9 protein-coding genes are annotated in these 17,448 nt (G+C 52.7%); 5 read left to right on the top strand and 4 right to left on the bottom strand.

The annotated features are described in order from the left end of the window. Positions 1–236: 236 nt before the first annotated feature. Positions 237–2,957, bottom strand: coding sequence for a GH116 family glycosyl hydrolase (locus CLV60_RS07490; protein WP_106594749.1), 2,721 nt, complete (start codon positions 2,955–2,957; stop codon positions 237–239). Between the two features lie 303 nt (positions 2,958–3,260). Here CLV60_RS07490 and CLV60_RS07485 point away from each other — a divergent pair, with 303 nt between their 5' ends. From CLV60_RS07485 to CLV60_RS07465, 5 genes are all read left to right on the top strand, one after another. Next, complete coding sequence (locus CLV60_RS07485; RefSeq protein WP_106594748.1) at positions 3,261–4,115, top strand: hypothetical protein; 855 nt, start codon at positions 3,261–3,263, stop codon at positions 4,113–4,115. 64 nt (positions 4,116–4,179) lie between these two features. Next, positions 4,180–5,370, top strand: a complete 1,191-nt coding sequence (locus tag CLV60_RS07480) for a winged helix-turn-helix domain-containing protein (RefSeq protein ID WP_106594747.1) — start codon at positions 4,180–4,182, stop codon at positions 5,368–5,370. Positions 5,371–5,537: 167 nt separating this feature from the next. Then, positions 5,538–8,771, top strand: coding sequence for a TonB-dependent receptor (locus tag CLV60_RS07475; RefSeq protein WP_106594746.1), 3,234 nt, complete (start codon positions 5,538–5,540; stop codon positions 8,769–8,771). Positions 8,772–9,323: 552 nt separating this feature from the next. Further along, the gene (locus CLV60_RS07470) at positions 9,324–12,215 is read left to right on the top strand and encodes a T9SS type A sorting domain-containing protein (RefSeq protein ID WP_106594745.1); all 2,892 of its coding nucleotides are present in this window, start codon (positions 9,324–9,326) and stop codon (positions 12,213–12,215) included. Between the two features lie 105 nt (positions 12,216–12,320). Next, positions 12,321–13,238: a bestrophin family protein gene (locus CLV60_RS07465; RefSeq protein ID WP_106594744.1), complete on the top strand. Its 918-nt coding sequence runs from the start codon at positions 12,321–12,323 to the stop codon at positions 13,236–13,238. A gap of 84 nt (positions 13,239–13,322) precedes the next feature. Here the strand turns inward: CLV60_RS07465 and CLV60_RS07460 are convergent, their stop codons facing one another. The 3 genes from CLV60_RS07460 to CLV60_RS07450 all read right to left on the bottom strand — a co-directional run bounded on the left by CLV60_RS07460 (position 13,323) and on the right by CLV60_RS07450 (position 17,438). After that, a complete protein-coding gene (locus tag CLV60_RS07460) occupies positions 13,323–14,171 on the bottom strand; it encodes a YncE family protein (RefSeq protein ID WP_106594743.1) in 849 nt (282 codons plus the stop codon). 127 nt (positions 14,172–14,298) lie between these two features. Next, complete coding sequence (locus CLV60_RS07455; protein ID WP_106594742.1) at positions 14,299–15,504, bottom strand: GTP-binding protein; 1,206 nt, start codon at positions 15,502–15,504, stop codon at positions 14,299–14,301. 92 nt (positions 15,505–15,596) lie between these two features. Continuing rightward, the gene (locus CLV60_RS07450; RefSeq protein WP_106594741.1) at positions 15,597–17,438 is read right to left on the bottom strand and encodes a RagB/SusD family nutrient uptake outer membrane protein; all 1,842 of its coding nucleotides are present in this window, start codon (positions 17,436–17,438) and stop codon (positions 15,597–15,599) included. Between the last annotated feature and the right edge of the window lie 10 nt (positions 17,439–17,448).

Genomic DNA, 17,448 nt, shown 5'->3' with positions numbered 1-17,448 from the left:
TTGGATAAGTGATGTGATGTTTTTTGGCAAATAAAAGAAAATTCCTCCAAAACCATCTTTGTTTAATTGCAAAAAAAATAAATAATATGCAAAAACCTTTCACACGTCGGTACGTACGCGTTACGCGCCGGCAGACGAGTTCTGCCGAAAAATGCATGCATCAATACTAACGTATATATTTATACGCAACACCTCTCCACCGCATTTACATGGCGGGGCTTCCATATCCGCTGGTGCTAGCCCAATACAACCGACAGCTGCTGTCCCTCTCTAAAAGTGAGCGCGCTGCTGAAACGGATGCTGGCCATTCCGCCTTGCAGCTCAAATATCGCGGGCACCTTTTGCTCTCCCAACATGACTGTAATGGAAGACGGGTTTCGCTTGCCCGCCATCTCGAACCGGCATTGCTGCAACCGCAGTGAACCATATTTCAGCGCCAGCCTGTGTTCCTGCTTGTTAGCCGTCAGCTTCTGCGAATAAGTGCCCCAGCCTTCGGCAACGGTGAATGGCGCTTTGAAGTTTTCTTTATTCCACTTCGGAGCGAATTGTATCTCTCCCTTGGGACCGTGGTATTCAAAACCGCAGGCTGTAATGAAGGTACCGTAGCTCGCCATAGCCCTTGCATAGTGATCGCTGCATTCGATCTCGTTGTACGGGTTACGTCTGGCGCCGTGATACCGGTCGTGGATAAAGCGCGTCAGGATAAGCGCTTCCTCCACCATTCCCTCGGCCATCATATGCGCCGCTACCTGATGCTCGAAACCACTCATGCATTCATGGAAGTAGCCCAGCTGCCAGGTTACGTTTTCGCCGAACGGCTTTTCCTCGTTCAGCGGGTTGGTGTTCATCACCATGCCGCCTTCGCCTGCCACTGCGTATGGTCGGCCGCCCAGGTGTGTTTTAATGTAAGGACCTACATCCGGCGTAAAATTGTACTTCCACAGGGCTTTGAGCGCGGACAAAGTCTTGCCTTCATCCAGAACGCGCGGTAATCCTACCTGATGTGCCCAGCTCTGGCCGTACACCTGGTCGATGTGGCAGGTGTTATAGGAGCCCAGCTTCTTCCGCCCCTGAACGGCGTCCGGCCGGTGAATGAAATACTCTCCATTAAAAAGATGCTGCTCCATATTGGCCCTTCCTTTGGATACATATTCGCTGCATACCTTTGCCAGTTCCGTATCCCCCACTTCCTCCGCCATGGCCTGAGCCGCCCGCGCCGCCGCAACACACAGCCCGACGATCCAGGCTATTTCGCCTTCCCAAACAGCGTCCAGCGTGTTTTCCATAGGGGTATCGGTCATGCCGTCGCCGTTTTTATCCTGCGCGAGCATGAATTCCACTGCCTTTCTGATTCCCTGCCAGTTCTGTGAGAGGAAAGTAGCGTCGGGCGACATCTGATGTTCCCTGTAAAATCGCAGTATGGTGCCAGCCTGCCCGTCGATAGCAGGACGATTCTCGTTTTCAGCGCGAAAAATAATGGCGCCTGTACCTTTCACAAACCCTGCTCCCAAATCCACCTCGGCACGTAAACGGCGTTCGAGTTCGGGAAATATCCTCGCGACTGCCTGGGCGTACTGGTAGACGTGCGTACACGTCCCTGCGCATGCGCCCACGCCTTCCCACCCCCAGAAACGCCCGGAGGCGAAACGGTAGGTATTTGCAGTAGCCAGTGTACCAATGTTCACGAAGGTCCGCTCCATAAACCAATGGGGCAACGAAGTGTCATTCCAGGTCTGGTGCCACAGCTCGGTGTCCCGCGTCAGGGATTTGAAATTTTCGGCCACATAACCTGCCACTTCACCGGCATTCCTGAAACGCTTTCCGTAATAATATCCTCCCTGAGCGTCCTTCACCAGTTCGCGCAATTTCGGATTGGGATTATTGAAATGCCAGGCAATGATAAAATCCTCCTGCAAGACGGCGTGCGGCTTCAAATTGCTGGTCACCACCAATGCACCCGTCGCTTTTTCCAACGCATCGGTTTGGCTGCTCTCCTTATCCGGAAGGTCAAATGAGGCGCTATCCACCGGCCAGGACGAATAGCCTGCCAGCGGCTTCGCATTTGCATTCATGACCGCCAGCGCGGTGGTTCCGAAATCAGTAGCCTGTTTGAACGGCTCGTCTTTGGGTAACAGCTCATAATACAGTTCGGTCCGGTTCTGGTGCCTTTTAGCTGCATTAACTTTGGTGCCGCTGCCTTCCTTGGCCGAAACTTTGCCAGCCGCATTCTCCATCCAGCCCAGCACCGAAATCTGCATGGGCTCTTCCGATTTGTTTTGAACAGATACGCGGAGTATGGTGGCAGGCAGCGACGACCGCTCCGCATCCAGGGGAACAAAAGGGGAATACCCCCTCAGCGTCACCTCCACCGGCAGTGACCAGGATCTATATTTCACCGTCGCCACCGGGTATTTTGCCTCAAAGCGCACCTCGTCCCAGTCCTTCTCATTGAGCTCTTTCACGATCGTACGCCCGCGAAATGTGATGCGTAACGCGAACCCCTGATCGAGCCGCCGTTTGTTTTCTGCAATGGCGGGTTCCACATAGCTTGCGCCATCACGCGAACGGATTTTCCGGGTGGTGGTACCGTCCTCCCACAAAACCGTTTTGGGATCGATCCCCTCATTCTTGCCTTCCTCCGACTCATTGTAAATCTGCCAAAGCCAAAGCCTGCCGTCCCCGCCCATGTAAACCGTCCCCGCGTGCAGCCCTCCTACCGGCATCCCGATAAACGCCAGTTCGTTCCTGGTTTTCAGGTAGGTAGCCGGTTCTCCCCTCAGGTACAATGATTTGACCCAGGCCGTATCCAGCGCCTTATTCACCGGGATATTATGTACCGGATAGCCGGCCCGCCTCCACGCACCCGATTTCCCCAGTATCGGTTTGGCGAAGAGCAGGGTCGTAAGAAGGCTGCTCTGCCTGATGAAGTTGCGGCGCGATGTATTGCTCGATTCCATGATCAACAAATTTCGGTTAAGGGTAAAACAGGCCTGGTTTGTAGCGCTTCGGCGAAGCTTTGGCGGTCCATAGCGGCGAACTTATAGAAGTTCATCTTAATCAGGAAATTTTTCCATTTTTTATTTCAACAAAGTGTGTGCACGAGCACTCTGGCTCTGCCCGGCTGTTTGTCTGCGTAAACGCGCTGTCTGTCGCCGGAAGTTGGTGCCTCTGCCGCAAACCGGTAAACTTGCCGCTGCTTTCAAGGGCATTCGCCGCGCATCCCCCGCCCGTTTCATATTCCATTCCAACTTTTATCAGCCATGAAAACCGTGCACAACCGCGCGCTCACCGCCATTTTGTGGGCAACATTCCTTTTCTTCACCGCCTGTTCGAAGGACAAAGCTCCGGTACCCGACCCGATTCCGAATGAAACCGCACAGCCAACCCGCCAGTTGATCCGGGAAATAGATTGGGAGACTTTCGAATACAAAGCGGCCGTCAATTACAATACCGACAGTAGCATCCATCAAATCAGCTACAAAGGCTCCCGGGGCCAGACCGAGCTGAAAACGCACAAATATGAGGGCAAAACGCTCTCGGAGATTAATGTGGACGGCTCCATATCAAAGAAATTGTATGAATTCGACGATCAAGGCAGGCTCAAAACCATGCGGATGATGAAGAAAAATGCGGGTCCGTACGACAATTCGCAGAAGCTGGTGTTCCTCTACGACGATGAGGGTGTCGTTCGTAAACTGGAACGTTACCAGATCACACCCGCAGGCACGCGCATGGACATTGTACACCATTACGAGTATGACAAAGCTGGTGAATTGGTGCGCATCCGGGCAGAACAATCCGATGGCTACCAGACCCTGACGCACATCAAAGGCTTTTCGCCCGAGTTCGACCATGACCCCTGGCTCTTTATCGAGGATTTCAGCAACCCTAACTATGCCGTTTTCAATTTCCCCGTACTCCACGCCATGAAGGGCCGTCTGCCTTTGCTCATTACCTATGAAATACCGGATAAGAACGGCGTATTCAAAGCGGATCGGATTACGACGCAGGAATTTCAGGTGAAGGAGAAGAAGTTACAGCGCATGAAAGTCACGGTTCATTACCCCGGACTTGTGCAACCGGACGACGAATCCGAAATCAGTTTCAAATACTGAAACAACCCCATCGAACGGTGCTATTTTGTACTTTCGGATACTTTTCAAATCGAAAGCAACAAACATGGAACCTGTTACCCTTACCAAAACGCAAGCCAGAAAAATCATCCTTCATGCCGCCGGACTCGCCCGCAGATCGCAGTTCGGGACAGGGATCGAGGCGGTTTACCAGCTGATCGACCACCTGGGTTTTGTACAGCTGGATACGAATTACGTCGTGGAGCGCGCCCACCATCACGTCATGGCGGCCCGCATTCCCGACTATCAGACCGAATGGCTGGGCCAACTTTGTGAGGATGGCAGTGTTTTCGAGTATTTCGCTTCCGACGCGGGCTACCTTCCCATGCACGATTTCCGGTTTTCATTGCCGGTAAAAAAGGCTTTCAAAACACAGCGCCCGCCGCTTACCCCGGCCGAAATCAATCTGATGAAAGAGGTACTCGACCGGGCTGAACGGGAGGAGTCGCTCATGGTTGGTGATTTTGAAAACGACCGCGTGGAGGCGAGCACCGGCTGGTGGGACTGGCGACCGGCCAAAGTGGCGCTCGAAAGGCTTTACCTCGACGGCGAACTGATGATCGGCCGGACGAAGAGCTTCCAGAAAGTGTATGTCCTGCCGGTTAACACCGTGCCGCGGGAAACCGACCTCACCATGCCCAGTGATGTTGAATACGCCCGTTTCGTAATCCGGCGCACATTGGGTGCATTGGGTATTGCCTACGCGAAAGAAATCGCGTGGCGCGCCCGCTATGTGAAAGGGAATCTGGTCAAAAAGGAATTGGAGCATATGGCCCGCTCCGGCGAAATAACGACCGTGATCGTCGAAGATCTGAAAGGCCCCCTCTACATGCTGCCCGACCAGGAAATGCATCCCGAAATATCCGGCGACGTTTTCATCCTTTCTCCATTTGATATACTGAATGTCTTTCGCCACCGCCTGAAAGACTTCTTCCATTTCGATTACCAGATCGAATGCTTCGTACCCGCGCCGAAGCGGCAATACGGTTATTTTTCACTGCCGGTCCTCGCAGGCGAAACCTTCATCGCAAGAATGGACGCCAAGGCCGACCGCAAGCAAAAAGTATTGATCGTACACAACCTGCATTTTGAACCGGTCGAGCTCGACGAGGCTACGATTGATCGATTCGCCCGGGCCCTGAAAGCATTTATGAAATTCAATCAGTGCAGGGATATTGTCTTCAAAAAGTCCAATCATGAACACTGGTTGGAAACAATTATTGAGCGGCTTTCCTAGTAGGACTCCGACACAGCCCATTGCCCCGATTTGCATTAAAAATCCATTTAAATCGAATTAAAAGGTGATTAAGACTTTTCCGAGGGGCGTTCGCGTAATATTGGCGTAACATGCGCTGGTGATATTTACGGAAGTTTTGTTCCGTACAAATTAGCTAGTTACATGTTATGAAGCATTTTGTTTCTTTACTTTTTACATGCCTCCTCTTCGCTTCGGCGGCTTCTGCCCAGATCACGACCAGCGGGATCAGCGGGATCGTCAGCGATACTAAAAATGAAGCCCTGATCGGCGCCACGGTGCAAGCCACCTACCTGCCCACCGGCACCAAGTATGCTACCGTTACCGAGCCCGACGGGCGTTACCGCATCAACAGCATGAACGCGGGCGGGCCTTACCGGATTGACGTTACCTATATCGGATTTCAAACCACTACCCTCTCAGACATTGTCCTCCAACTAGGCGAAACCACCAGCCTGAATGTGTCGATGAAGGATGAAAGTCAGACGCTTAACGAAGTGACCGTGAAGGTCGATCGCGGCGGGGAACGCGAAGGGGCCGGCTCCAATATCAATGCGGAGACTATCCGCCGGCTACCGACCATTTCCAGGAGTATGACGGACATTACCCGTACCTCCCCGCAAGTGAACAACAGCAATTCCTTCGCCGGTACCAACTTCCGCTACAACAACGTGACCGTCGACGGGGCCGTCAACAACGACGCCATCGGGTTCAGCCCGTCATTGGGCGGTTCTACGGGTACGACCGGCCAGCCGGGGTCGAGTACGCGCACCAATCCGGTCAGCCTCGATGCGATCCAGGATATTCAGGTGGCCGTTGCGCCGTTCGATGTGCGCCTGGGTAACTTTTTGGGGGGCTCGGTGAATGCGGTTACCCGGAGCGGCACCAACAAAGTGACGGGCTCGGTGTACGGTTTCGGCCGGAATGCGGCACTCGTTACCAAATGGAATGGCGCTTCGGACGCGAAGGAAAAATTGCCCAGCACATTTTACGAATACCAGACCGGCGCGCGTGTGGGATTGCCGCTCATCAAGGATAAGCTGTTCTTCTTCACCAATGAGGAAGTGACGCGTCGCCAGGACCCGGTTCAGTTCCAGGCTGGTACGGCTTCCTCGCTCATCAAGGATGCGAGCGTGGCGGAGAAAATCAGCGATTTTGTCAAAACCAATTATGGCCTTGATGCGGGTTCGTACGGCAACTATTCCATCTATTCCAAAAGCACGAAGTTCTTCAACCGCATCGACTGGAATATCAATGCGAAACATCAGCTTTCGCTTCGCAACAATACCGTATTCTCGGAAGCGACCAACCTCGAACGCGACTCGCAGAACTTCCGCTTCGGAAGCATCGATTTCAAGCAGCATAACAACCAGAGCAGCACGGTTGCGGAGTTGAAAAGCCAGTTTGGCGGCCGCTCCTCCAACAGCCTGATCGCCGGGTATTCCGTCATTCACGACTACCGCAATACGCTGGCCAATGTTCGCACGTTTCCGCAAGTCGAGATCGGCTACAATGGCGGTACCATTTTTCTGGGTAATGACCGCGAGGCATCCGTTTTTAACCTGAAACAGAAGACGTTCGAGCTGACCGACAACTTCACTTTTTATGTAGGCAAAAACACCTTCACTGTCGGCACTCATAACGAGTTCTACACGATCGACTACGGTTTCGTAAATTCCCCGAACGGGCGGATCTCTTACAGCAATCTTGACCAGTTCCTCGGCAACGGCACGCCCGACGGCAAGTCGCTCCCCAACCGCGTACGTGGTTCCTATCCCTTCGACGACCCGACCAACAACCTGGACAACCAGTTCAACAATCCGTATGCGCACTTCAACGTGAACCTGCTGAGCGCCTACATCCAGGACGATATTGAGCTGAGCAGTCGTTTTAAAATCACGCCGGGTATCCGGCTCGACTATTCGGGATTGCCTAAAAAGCCTGCATTGAGCCCGCTGGTGAATGCCGCTGCCACCGACCCGGGCTACGGGACTACTTACAGTTACACGCCGCTTAGTCAAATCCATAACAAATACCTGAACAACGTGCAGGTATCACCACGCCTCGGCTTTAAATACGATGTGAAGGGCGATAAGAGCGTCATCATCCGCGGCGGAACCGGGCTCTTTACCGGACGCATTCCTTTCGCATGGCTGGGTTATGCATTCTATAACAATGGCGTGGGATACGGCGCTTATGATTTCAACAACAATGCAACCGCTGCGACCAAGCTCGTGGGCGACCCGCTGGTACCGAATGGCGGTGTGCTGATCAACAACAATCCGGCCAACGGAGGCGTGAAACGCACCCAGGTGGATTTGATCGACAACAATTTCAAAATGCCGCAAATGTTCCGCAGCAACCTGGCGGTGGATTACACAGTGGATGGCTACAAGTTTACATTGGAAGGATTGTATACCAAGGTAATCCAGGACCTGAAATTCCAGCAGGTGAATACCAAAGACGTGGTCCGCTATTACAGCTACGACACGCAGCATCAGCAACCTATTTATGTAGCGGCCAACGGCTCGGCGGGCGCGCAGCGGATCGATAACAATTTTGCCAACGCATACATGCTCTCGAATACCAACCAGGGACATCGTTACAGCCTTACGGCGCAGGTACAGAAGGCATTCCCGATGGGCTTCGGTTTCTCGGCGGCATATACCTACGGCAAGTCGTACGACATTACGAATGGTATCCGCAACTCGATGGAATCCAACTGGCAGCTGAACCAGTCGCTCAGCCCGAACGACCCGAAACCGGCCTATTCGAACTTCGATATACGTAACCGCATTGTGGGAAGCGTTAACTACCGCGCCAACTGGAATCCGAAAAACGCGACCACCGTGACGCTCTTCTACGCATTGCAATCGGGCACACCGTATTCGTGGGGATACGTGAACACGACCATCGACGGAACCGGACAGGCCAACAGCCTCGCTTACATTCCAAAGGACCTCGCCGAAGCACAAAAGCTGATCCCGACCGGCACGCAGGCTGCTGATTTTATGGCCTTTGTGGATTCGGATTCTTATCTCAAAACGCGGAAAGGCACTTTTACCGAACGCAATGGCGGCCGCACGCCCTGGAACAATACGGTCGATCTGCGTTTCATGCATGAATTCAGGCTCAAAGGAGCGCAATCGATCCAGATCACCTACGATATCCTCAACTTCCTGAACCTGATGGATAAGAAACTGGGGTACGTATATTTTTCACCGAACACATTCAATTCCACAGCTTCCGTGGGGCTCGCCCGGGCCACCAACCCGACCACGGGAGATCCGACGTTCACCTGGACCAGACCGGGCAAACCCTATTCGATCGACCCGCTTGCTTCACGCTGCCAGATGCAGATCGGCGCCCGGTATACATTCTGATGAATGGCTAAAAACTTATAATTGGTGTCAAATTTTAGAAAGGCCGGAGGCATTTGCCATCGGCCTTTTTGCCATCTCTGGGGCAGTTATCTATTTTTACAGGCATGCCGGGCAATCCGCCTACTTCGCCACGAACCACCTCGCAAAAGTCGGTCGTAAATTCTGTAAAAGGCCCTTAGCTCGTTCCTGACAAGGTTTTGTAGTAAAAATTCAGAACCCCTCGAAAGCATTTGATCGGCCAAAATCCTCCCCCCACGAAGCCGGTGTTACACCCATGAAATTCCCGTTGTCACCCCAAAAAACAAAATACGCCGGGCTGAAACGGCTATACTTGCGAAGTAAAATGCGGGACACTTAGGGCGCCAAAAACGCCCTTCACAAAGACCCACCGCAGTTATTCGAAGGAGATCAACGGCTTGTAGTAGTATCCAGACACTGCGGCCCGATCCCTAAAAGCACCCAGGTAAATGATCAGAAAAAGGACCTCCGCGAGCTAGCTCCCGGCTGACATTGCTTTGTATTTCCACAATCAAAATACCCTCATAAACAGCTATGCGAATAGAATCTACGTTTAAACATTTCACAAAACATTTTGCCAGGCGATGGTCGACGCTGCCAGGCCTGATCATGCTCGCCGTAGCCGCACTCTCCGGCCTGCATCAAGCACACGGGGAAGGATCGGGCGCCTGGGGCGTTACCGACAACCGGCAGGCCAACCTGTTTGTCCCTTCCACATCCAATTCCGGCGGAGGCAATACGGGCTACCAGACCAGGGGTTTTATGATGCTCCCCTCCAACACGGGGTCGTACAACCCCGCACACCGTATGTACGTATGGGTTAAGGCAAATGAAACCGTTTTTTATGGTTTCAGAACGTCGTCGGGTAGCAGCACCGTGCATTTCAACTGGTATTACGACGCTACTTCGACGGGATATTACCCGACGGCCACTACCTCCCCGAACCGCGTTCAGGTACACGATCAGGACATCAGCCAGGGCTCTGGCGGTGCCACGGGCCGGCCATCCAATGCGGCTGCGGCTACCGCCGGGCCTTCTCAGGTTACAGGAAGCGGTTACACCGCCTATTCATTTAAAAACACTACCGGTGCCGACAGGGCTTTCTGGGTTGAAATCGAATCCAGCAACCTGGAATTCAACTATTGGGATGTGACAGTGGCATCGGGATCAGCAGGCAACTACACCCGGCAGGACGGCCGTCTTTACTGCAAATACTGGAGTATTGTGAACGACCTGCCCAACACGGCCGGTTCATCCAGCTCCACTTCTTCGCCCGCCGGCTTCGGTTTCTACATCCCGATCGACAATACCTATACGCCAGCTAACGATTTCTATGTGAAGTATGCCAATTTCGGCAGCAGCAGCTCGGGTTACGCCATATTTTTTGCCAACCTCAATGGTCCCAAGAACAACCTGACATTCGAACAAAACCGCCGCTCTATGAACGGCTCTTCCTCGAATGCACATTTCCCGTTATTCCTGCGCAATCCGGATGCGAGTGTATGGCCCTCGCCGCCTCTGCCGATCGCTGATTTCCAGGCCGTGTTTTCGAGAAGACCGGGTTCCACTCCGGCCGCGGGTCAGGCCTCCTTCACTGTCGTAATCGATAACCCTTCCATTGTCGACATCCTGATCGACCTCAACGGCAACGGGTATTACGACGGGAAAGATGTGATCATCTCCAATGAATATAATGCCGCTGGCACTTACCAGATGTATTGGAACGGCAAAGACAACACCGGCGCCGACGTGCCAACCGGTACTGCGATTCACTTTGTATCCTCGCTGCTGTTCTACCCGGTGCATTTCCCGATCTACGATATGGAGCAAAGCCTGGGTATCACCATCAAACACGTGCGGCCGCTCCGGTCGGGTACCGATCCGATCAACGACAAACTTTACTGGGACGATTCGGACATTGCACGGGCTAATATCCCCGGTACCAGCACAATGAGCCCGAGAAGCGTACCCGTGAATGTGACGGGCGTATTGGGACCCGATCATAAATGGTGGGCTAACGGGGACAATGGTTTTAGCCAAAACAATACCATTAATACCTGGACAGGCGCTTACAACGATGAAATCGTCCGCGAACTGATCTTCAATTACACGTCGGATATCGATCTGGCTGTCACGAAAACGGTATCTCCGGAAACCCGTAAAGTGGATGAAACCGTTACGTTCACGATCCAGGCAACGAATTTACCGTTGCCGGAGAATGCAGGCAACCCGATTACCGCCACCGGCGTAATCGTAACAGATGCTTTGCCGGATGGCTACACAGCCGAGAATGTAAGCGTTTCGAAAGGCTCCTGGAATGCGGCCACTGATACCTGGCTGATCGGCAACCTGGCCGAAAATGAAGTCGTGACCATGACCGTTACTGCCAAAGTGAATGCGACGGGGCCTTATCTGAATACGGCCGTAGTGCAGGGCAACGAAAACGACGACAACCAGGAAAATAACAAAGACGACGCCACGGTTACCGTCATTTACCCTCAGCCGCCGAATTCGGATAACCACTCCACTGCCATCAGCAGACCGGCTGTGGATCAGGTGATCTCACTGAATGGCGCCGCCGGGAATCCTCCGCTGTTTTCAGGTAGTGACCCGGAAGATGGTACCTATTCGGGCAATGCGGGCACCAATGCCAATCCAAAGGGCGTTATCATCACTTCACTTCCTACCAAAGGAGAATTGTATTACGACGGATCTCTGGTAACCGAGAATGAAGTAACTACCAAGCGGTTATTTACCAACCCTGCGTTGTTCAGCATCAAAATGACCGGCGCCGGATATTCGAATACCTCATTTGAATATGCATACGTGGATGCCGACGGGCTGACCGACGAGACTCCTGCTACCTATACACTCACATGGGAAGGTGCGTTGCCGGTGACGCTGGTAGCTTTCCAGGCAGTTCCGGAAGAAAATCGGGTTAGGTTGTCGTGGAAAACGGCCGAAGAAGCCAACGCTTCCCACTTCGACGTGGAACGGAGCCAGGACGCCAAAAGCTGGAAAAAGATTGCAGAAACCGCAGCAACAGGCGACAGCCGTGAGCTCAACAATTACATGGCAATCGACGAAGTGCCGCTTGCCGGAATCAGCTATTATCGTCTCAAAATGGTTGATCGCGACGATACCTTCGCCTACTCCCGCACAGTGAGCGTGAACCGGGAACAAACCGGGCTCGCGGTACAGGTTTATCCGAATCCGGCTTCCAGCGTCCTCCTGATCCAGGGCGTTGATCCGAAAGCAGTCAGCCACGTTTCGCTAACCAATACCAGCGGGCAGATTGTCGCACAATATGGCTCGGTACCTGAAACCGGAATCGATCTCAGCAAGCTTTCGAACGGGATGTACCTGATCAAAATCGTTACAAAAGACGGTTTGCAGACAGCCCGAAAGATTGTAATCAGCAAGTAATACGTTTCACATTTCGCTTGAACGCCGCCCGGCTAACTTTTACAGTTGGCCGGGCGGCGTTTTTAGTCTGAAATTATCCGTAATTGCGAAAAATTAGCATACAGCATGATTCAACGAAAAAAACAGCATTGGTTCAAGATGCTTTTTGTCTGGCACGGATCGGTGCTTCCGCAGCTGGTACCGCGCCTTCTCCTGTTACTGGTACTTTCTGTCCTGATCGTGTTCGTGAATGGAACCCTTTACCATTATAAAATACCTTTGAGCCCTGCGCCATTTACGATTTTCGGAATTGCGCTGGCGCTGTTTCTCGGATTCCGCAACAATGCCAGTTACGACCGTTTTTGGGAAGGCAGAAAACTCTGGGGCGCCTTGCTGAACGACACGCGCTCGCTCGCACGACAGGCATTGACGCTCACCGGCTATGGCCCCAAGAGCAAAGAGGTAGGTGATTTCGTTGACATGCTCATCACATTCACCTACTGCCTCAAACACCAGCTCCGGAAAACCGACGCCACTGCGGATATTCAGGCAAGGCTTTCGGCCGAACTTGCCGCCGCATTGCAGGATGCCCGTTTCAAGCCTGTCATATTAATGCGGGAAATGGGAGTTTGGATAAAACAAGCAAGGGAAAAGAATCTGATCGACCCGATTTGCCAGGTCGCGATGGACGAAAACCTGAACAAACTCTCCGACATCGTGGGAGGCTGCGAAAGGATTGCCTCCACGCCTATTCCTTATACTTACCAGGTGCTGCTTCACCGCACGGTGTATTTGTATTGCTTTCTGCTCCCTTTCGGGCTGGTCGATAGCCTGGGGTGGATCACCCCTTTCATCACCGTTTTCATTGCCTATACTTTTGTCGCATTCGAGGCGATTGCCGATGAACTGGAAGACCCGTTCGGTACCGAGCCGAATGACCTGCCGTTGAACGCCATGAGCAGGATGATTGAAACGACGCTTTTGGAAACCGTCGGCAAACCGGCTCCTGAACCTGCGCAACCCGACGGCTACATGCTCGATTAAATGAGGTATTATAATAAAAGCAGAAGGCTGGCGAGGTGCCCGAAATGGGGCATCCGCCAGCCTTCTGATCAATGTAAAAGCCTTCTATTTGATCGAAACCGCCTTCACCGTATTATGGAAGAAAGTGGGAATGTACAGCACCTTGGCCTTGGGATTGTAGGCGAGGTCTGCCGAGTTGATTTTCTGCGGCGAAGTGTCGCTTTTAAGCTCGGTTGTTCCATCGGCTTTCACATACCAAACTTTTCCAGCCCATTCGGTAACTACATATGTCTTTTTACCCAGACCAACGATGCCGTCGATACCGCCTGAAACCTTAGCAATTGTGCTGAGTTTCTTCGTCGCCGGATCCAGGCTGAACAAGGTGCCGTCGCCGTTACCTACCAGCAGCTGGTTGTTTTCGAACAGCAGTCCATTGGTGCCTTTCAGCGGGTCGCCTTCGAGCACGAGAGTCATTTTACCGCCGTTCAGCGCCCATACTTTTCCATGGCCGGAATCTGTAATGTATACCACCCGTTTTTTAGTATCAATGGCAATGTCGTTGAGGAACTTGGCTCCTTCTACCGGGTAGCGGTTCAAAATCTTCCCTGATGCCAGGTCTATTTCAGCCACTTGCGTCATTTCCGTCACATACAGCTTATCTCCCAACACGCCCATGCCTTTGGTTGAATTGAGGTTTTCTGCAAACTTCAATTTAATCACCTTTCCATCCAGACCTACTTTGGCAATGAAGCTGTTTTTGTTGTCCATACTCGGGCCGCCGTTGATGCAGGCCACGTACAGGACATTCTGACCCGGTTCAAACAAAACGCTTTCAGGCGTCCGCAATGTGGTATCGCTTTCCCAAACCGGCGTCAGCTCGATTGTTTGAGCCTGACTGGTAGACAATGTGCCTGCAAAAAGTCCGGCAAGCACGAAAAGTAAGGATTTTGACATGAGTAAGATGTTAAGTGTTAATAATCGCCGGCCCGTTTGATATGATCGCACACCAAACGGGCACATCGCAAATGTAGGCAGTTTCTGATATCGTCTTACAAAAAACGCAGCAAAGAAGCGCATTTTGTCACAAACCGGGGAATGGGTCGGCGAACCGCATCCCGTTTTCCATGAGGCCTATTTCGCGCTCCGTGCACAGGCAGGCTTCCAGTTCGGCGGTGATCTGGTGCTGATCCAAATCCTGTCCGATCAGCACGAGCTCGTTGATCCGGTCGCCAAACTGACCCCATCTTGCTTCGATAACGTCCCGGTTATCGATATACGCCTGATACCGCCTCCTTTGCTCGGCGGGCATGCTGGCCCACCACACCCCTGCCGATTCGGCCCGCACCGAACCGCCCGCCTGGCTCCAGTTGAGTGCCTGGCTCGTCCGCGATGCCAGCCAGAACAGCCCTTTGCTGCGGATAATACCCGCGGGCCAGTTTTGTTGTATGTAATCCCAAAAGCGCTTCGGGTGAAATGGGCGCGCATTGCGGAACACGAATGAGCTGATACCATATTCCTCCGTTTCCGGCACATGACCCGCATTTCCGGCTTTTTCCAATTCACGAATCCAGCCTGCATTCTGTTCCGCCTGCCCGTAGTCGAACAACCCGGTATTCACAATTTGGTCTATATCAACTTTCGAAAAGCTGCTTTCAATGATCTGTGCACCCGGGTTGAGCGCCTTGATGATCGCGTGCAGCTCTTTCAGCTTTGGAAGCGCAACGAGATCAGTCTTATTGAGGATAATGACGTCGGCAAATTCGATCTGATCGGTCAGCAGGTTCACGATCGTGCGGTGATCCGGGTCCTCATTCAGTTTGCGGCTCGCCACGGTGTCCATCGAGCCAAAATCCCTGGCAAAATTGAATGCATCCACGACGGTCACCATACAGTCGATCGTCGCCCAGCGCGACAAATCTATGCCGCTTTGCTCGTCCACGAAACTGAATGTCTGTGCAATGGGTACCGGCTCCGAAATACCCGTGCTCTCGATCAGCAGATAGTCGAACCGGTTCTCCTTCGCGAGCTTCTCCACCTCCACCATGAGGTCTTCCCTGAGCGTGCAGCAAATGCAGCCATTGGACATTTCAACCAGCCGTTCGTTCGTCCGGCTAAGTGTATGCTCCCCTTCTAACAAGCGGGCATCCACATTGATTTCGCTCATATCGTTCACGATTACAGCCACTTTCATCCCCTGCCTGTTATGCAGGATGTGGTTCAGTAAAGTCGTTTTTCCGGCACCCAGAAATCCGCTTAGGACGGTAACGGGCATTTTGTTATGGTTCATAAAAAAGGTTTATAATTTGCAACAATGTTGCAAATTATAAACCTCAATACATAAATGCAACAATGTTGCATTTATTAAAGCCATCTTCCCGCCTACCAGAAAGGATTCTGGACCAGGTTCGGGTTCTTATCGATTTCCGATTGGGGAATCGGGAACCAGTAATTCTTCTTGGTGAATACCCGCTTTTGGTACACGGTCCTTTTAAAGAAAGCCTTGGCGTTATTGGCCGAATCGTCTTTTTCGGTACCTGAAAAATTCATGCCCCAGAAGTTGCCGTTCAATGCCTCCTCCCCGATTTTCCACCGGCGGATATCCGCGTAGCGCGTACCCTCACAGTTGAGCTCGACGCGCCGCTCGCGCCTGATCGCCGCGCGTATGGCATCCTGCGAGAGTCCACTCTTCAATGCAGGTATGCCCCCCCTTTCCCGGATCAGGTTCACATACTTGAGAATATCGGCATGGCCGGGGCTGCTTTCGTTCAAAGCCTCGGCGTAGTTGAGATAGGCCTCTCCCAGCCGGTACAGTATTCCCGGGCGGTAGGGATTGATACTGTTGCGCGGGTCGTGGTCGGGATGTACTTTCTTGCGGAGCAGGTAGCCATTCTGAGGGCCATCGTGAGTAGGTCCGCCGTCGATAGCACCGGAGTAGAAATCGGTCGTTCGCTTTTCCCGCTTGATCCACGACCCGTTGTAAAGCACCGAAATATAAAAGCGGGGTTCCCGATTGACATACATATTGAACGTCCCCGCCAATGCGACCTGCCCGTTGCCCTGTGCTTCCGCCCATTTGGTATTACGGACATCGGCCGCTGTCGAAAAACCCTTTTCGGTATAGCCCGAAGCCGCATCGGTGATCGGTAATCCGTTTTTCATAAAAAAGGCATCCACCAGCGACTGCGTCACCCCCAGTCCGCCGTTTCCGGCAGCGCCCCGGGGATTGGAATGCTTGTCGTATTCCCACGTATTGCAATCGGGCCGGGCGAAAAGGATTTCGCTGTTACCGTCCGTACTTCTTTTGAAAAGCATATTCTGATAGGACATAAACGGGTCAATGGTCCCGTCGGTATTGTATTCATAATACAGCTTATGCCCGTTGGATTCGGCCAGCTGGATGAGCTCCCGGCAGGCGTCGGCGGCACGGGTCCATTTTTGGGCATTATAATTGGTGTTGAATATTTCCTCCCCTTTGTTGTTGACAAACCCGGCGTAATCCTTGTTCCCATTCACGAGCGGGCTCGCGGCGAGCAGCAGCAGGCGGGCCCGGACGGCCAGGCACATCACACTCGTAGCCCTGCCGAACTTCTGCGCCTCCGCATGGCTCGCCGGCAAGACACCCGAAAGGTCTTTAAGTTCCTTATCGATCCAATCCACCACCGTATCAAAGCGGGTTTGCCCTACCATCAGCTCCTCAGCAGAAGCATCCGCCGATACCAAGCCCAGCTGCAACGGAATGCTGCCGTAAGCTTCCAGCATTAAGGTGTGATAATAGGCAATCAGAAAGCGGGCCTCATTCTTCATCAGCTGAACATCGGCCTCGCTCAATTGCTGGGCTACATTCGGCTTCACATTATTGATGAAAATATAGGCCGACCGGATCCGCTGGGGAAGTGCTACCCAATAGTTGGCATCCCACGAACTGGCCGGACTCCAGTTGCCGATTTGTTTGGAAACGACATTCCAGCCGAACTGCTCCCAGCCCGTGGAAGGCGCGGCGTCATCGGACAATGGATCGTAACCGATCGAACGCATATTTCCCCAATAGGGATCAGGAATGCTGGAATACACCCCGGCCAACCATTCTTCCGTGCGCACCTTGTCGTTGAAAACCATGTCGACAGTCAGCTGATCTTCCGGCATTTTGTCCAGATAGTTGCATGAAACAATTCCGTTCAATAACAGGGTCGCCACCAGCACTTTTATATATATTCTTTTCATAACCAGATAA

It is taken from the genome of Dyadobacter jiangsuensis (genome assembly GCF_003014695.1).
GTDB classification, from domain to species: Bacteria; Bacteroidota; Bacteroidia; order Cytophagales; family Spirosomataceae; genus Dyadobacter; species Dyadobacter jiangsuensis.
This window is presented reverse-complemented; position numbering and strand designations above follow the sequence as displayed.

What these genes read in the sequence shown, in the direction of transcription:
- CLV60_RS07475 (WP_106594746.1), top strand. Translation starts at nt 5,538, where the DNA reads ATGAAGCATTTTGTTTCTTTACTTTTTACATGCCTCCTCTTCGCTTCG.
- CLV60_RS07485 (WP_106594748.1), top strand. Translation starts at nt 3,261, where the DNA reads ATGAAAACCGTGCACAACCGCGCGCTCACCGCCATTTTGTGGGCAACA.
- CLV60_RS07490 (WP_106594749.1), bottom strand. Translation starts at nt 2,957, where the DNA reads ATGGAATCGAGCAATACATCGCGCCGCAACTTCATCAGGCAGAGCAGC.
- CLV60_RS07465 (WP_106594744.1), top strand. Translation starts at nt 12,321, where the DNA reads ATGATTCAACGAAAAAAACAGCATTGGTTCAAGATGCTTTTTGTCTGG.
- CLV60_RS07480 (WP_106594747.1), top strand. Translation starts at nt 4,180, where the DNA reads ATGGAACCTGTTACCCTTACCAAAACGCAAGCCAGAAAAATCATCCTT.
- CLV60_RS07470 (WP_106594745.1), top strand. Translation starts at nt 9,324, where the DNA reads ATGCGAATAGAATCTACGTTTAAACATTTCACAAAACATTTTGCCAGG.
- CLV60_RS07460 (WP_106594743.1), bottom strand. Translation starts at nt 14,171, where the DNA reads ATGTCAAAATCCTTACTTTTCGTGCTTGCCGGACTTTTTGCAGGCACA.
- CLV60_RS07450 (WP_106594741.1), bottom strand. Translation starts at nt 17,438, where the DNA reads ATGAAAAGAATATATATAAAAGTGCTGGTGGCGACCCTGTTATTGAAC.
- CLV60_RS07455 (WP_106594742.1), bottom strand. Translation starts at nt 15,504, where the DNA reads ATGAACCATAACAAAATGCCCGTTACCGTCCTAAGCGGATTTCTGGGT.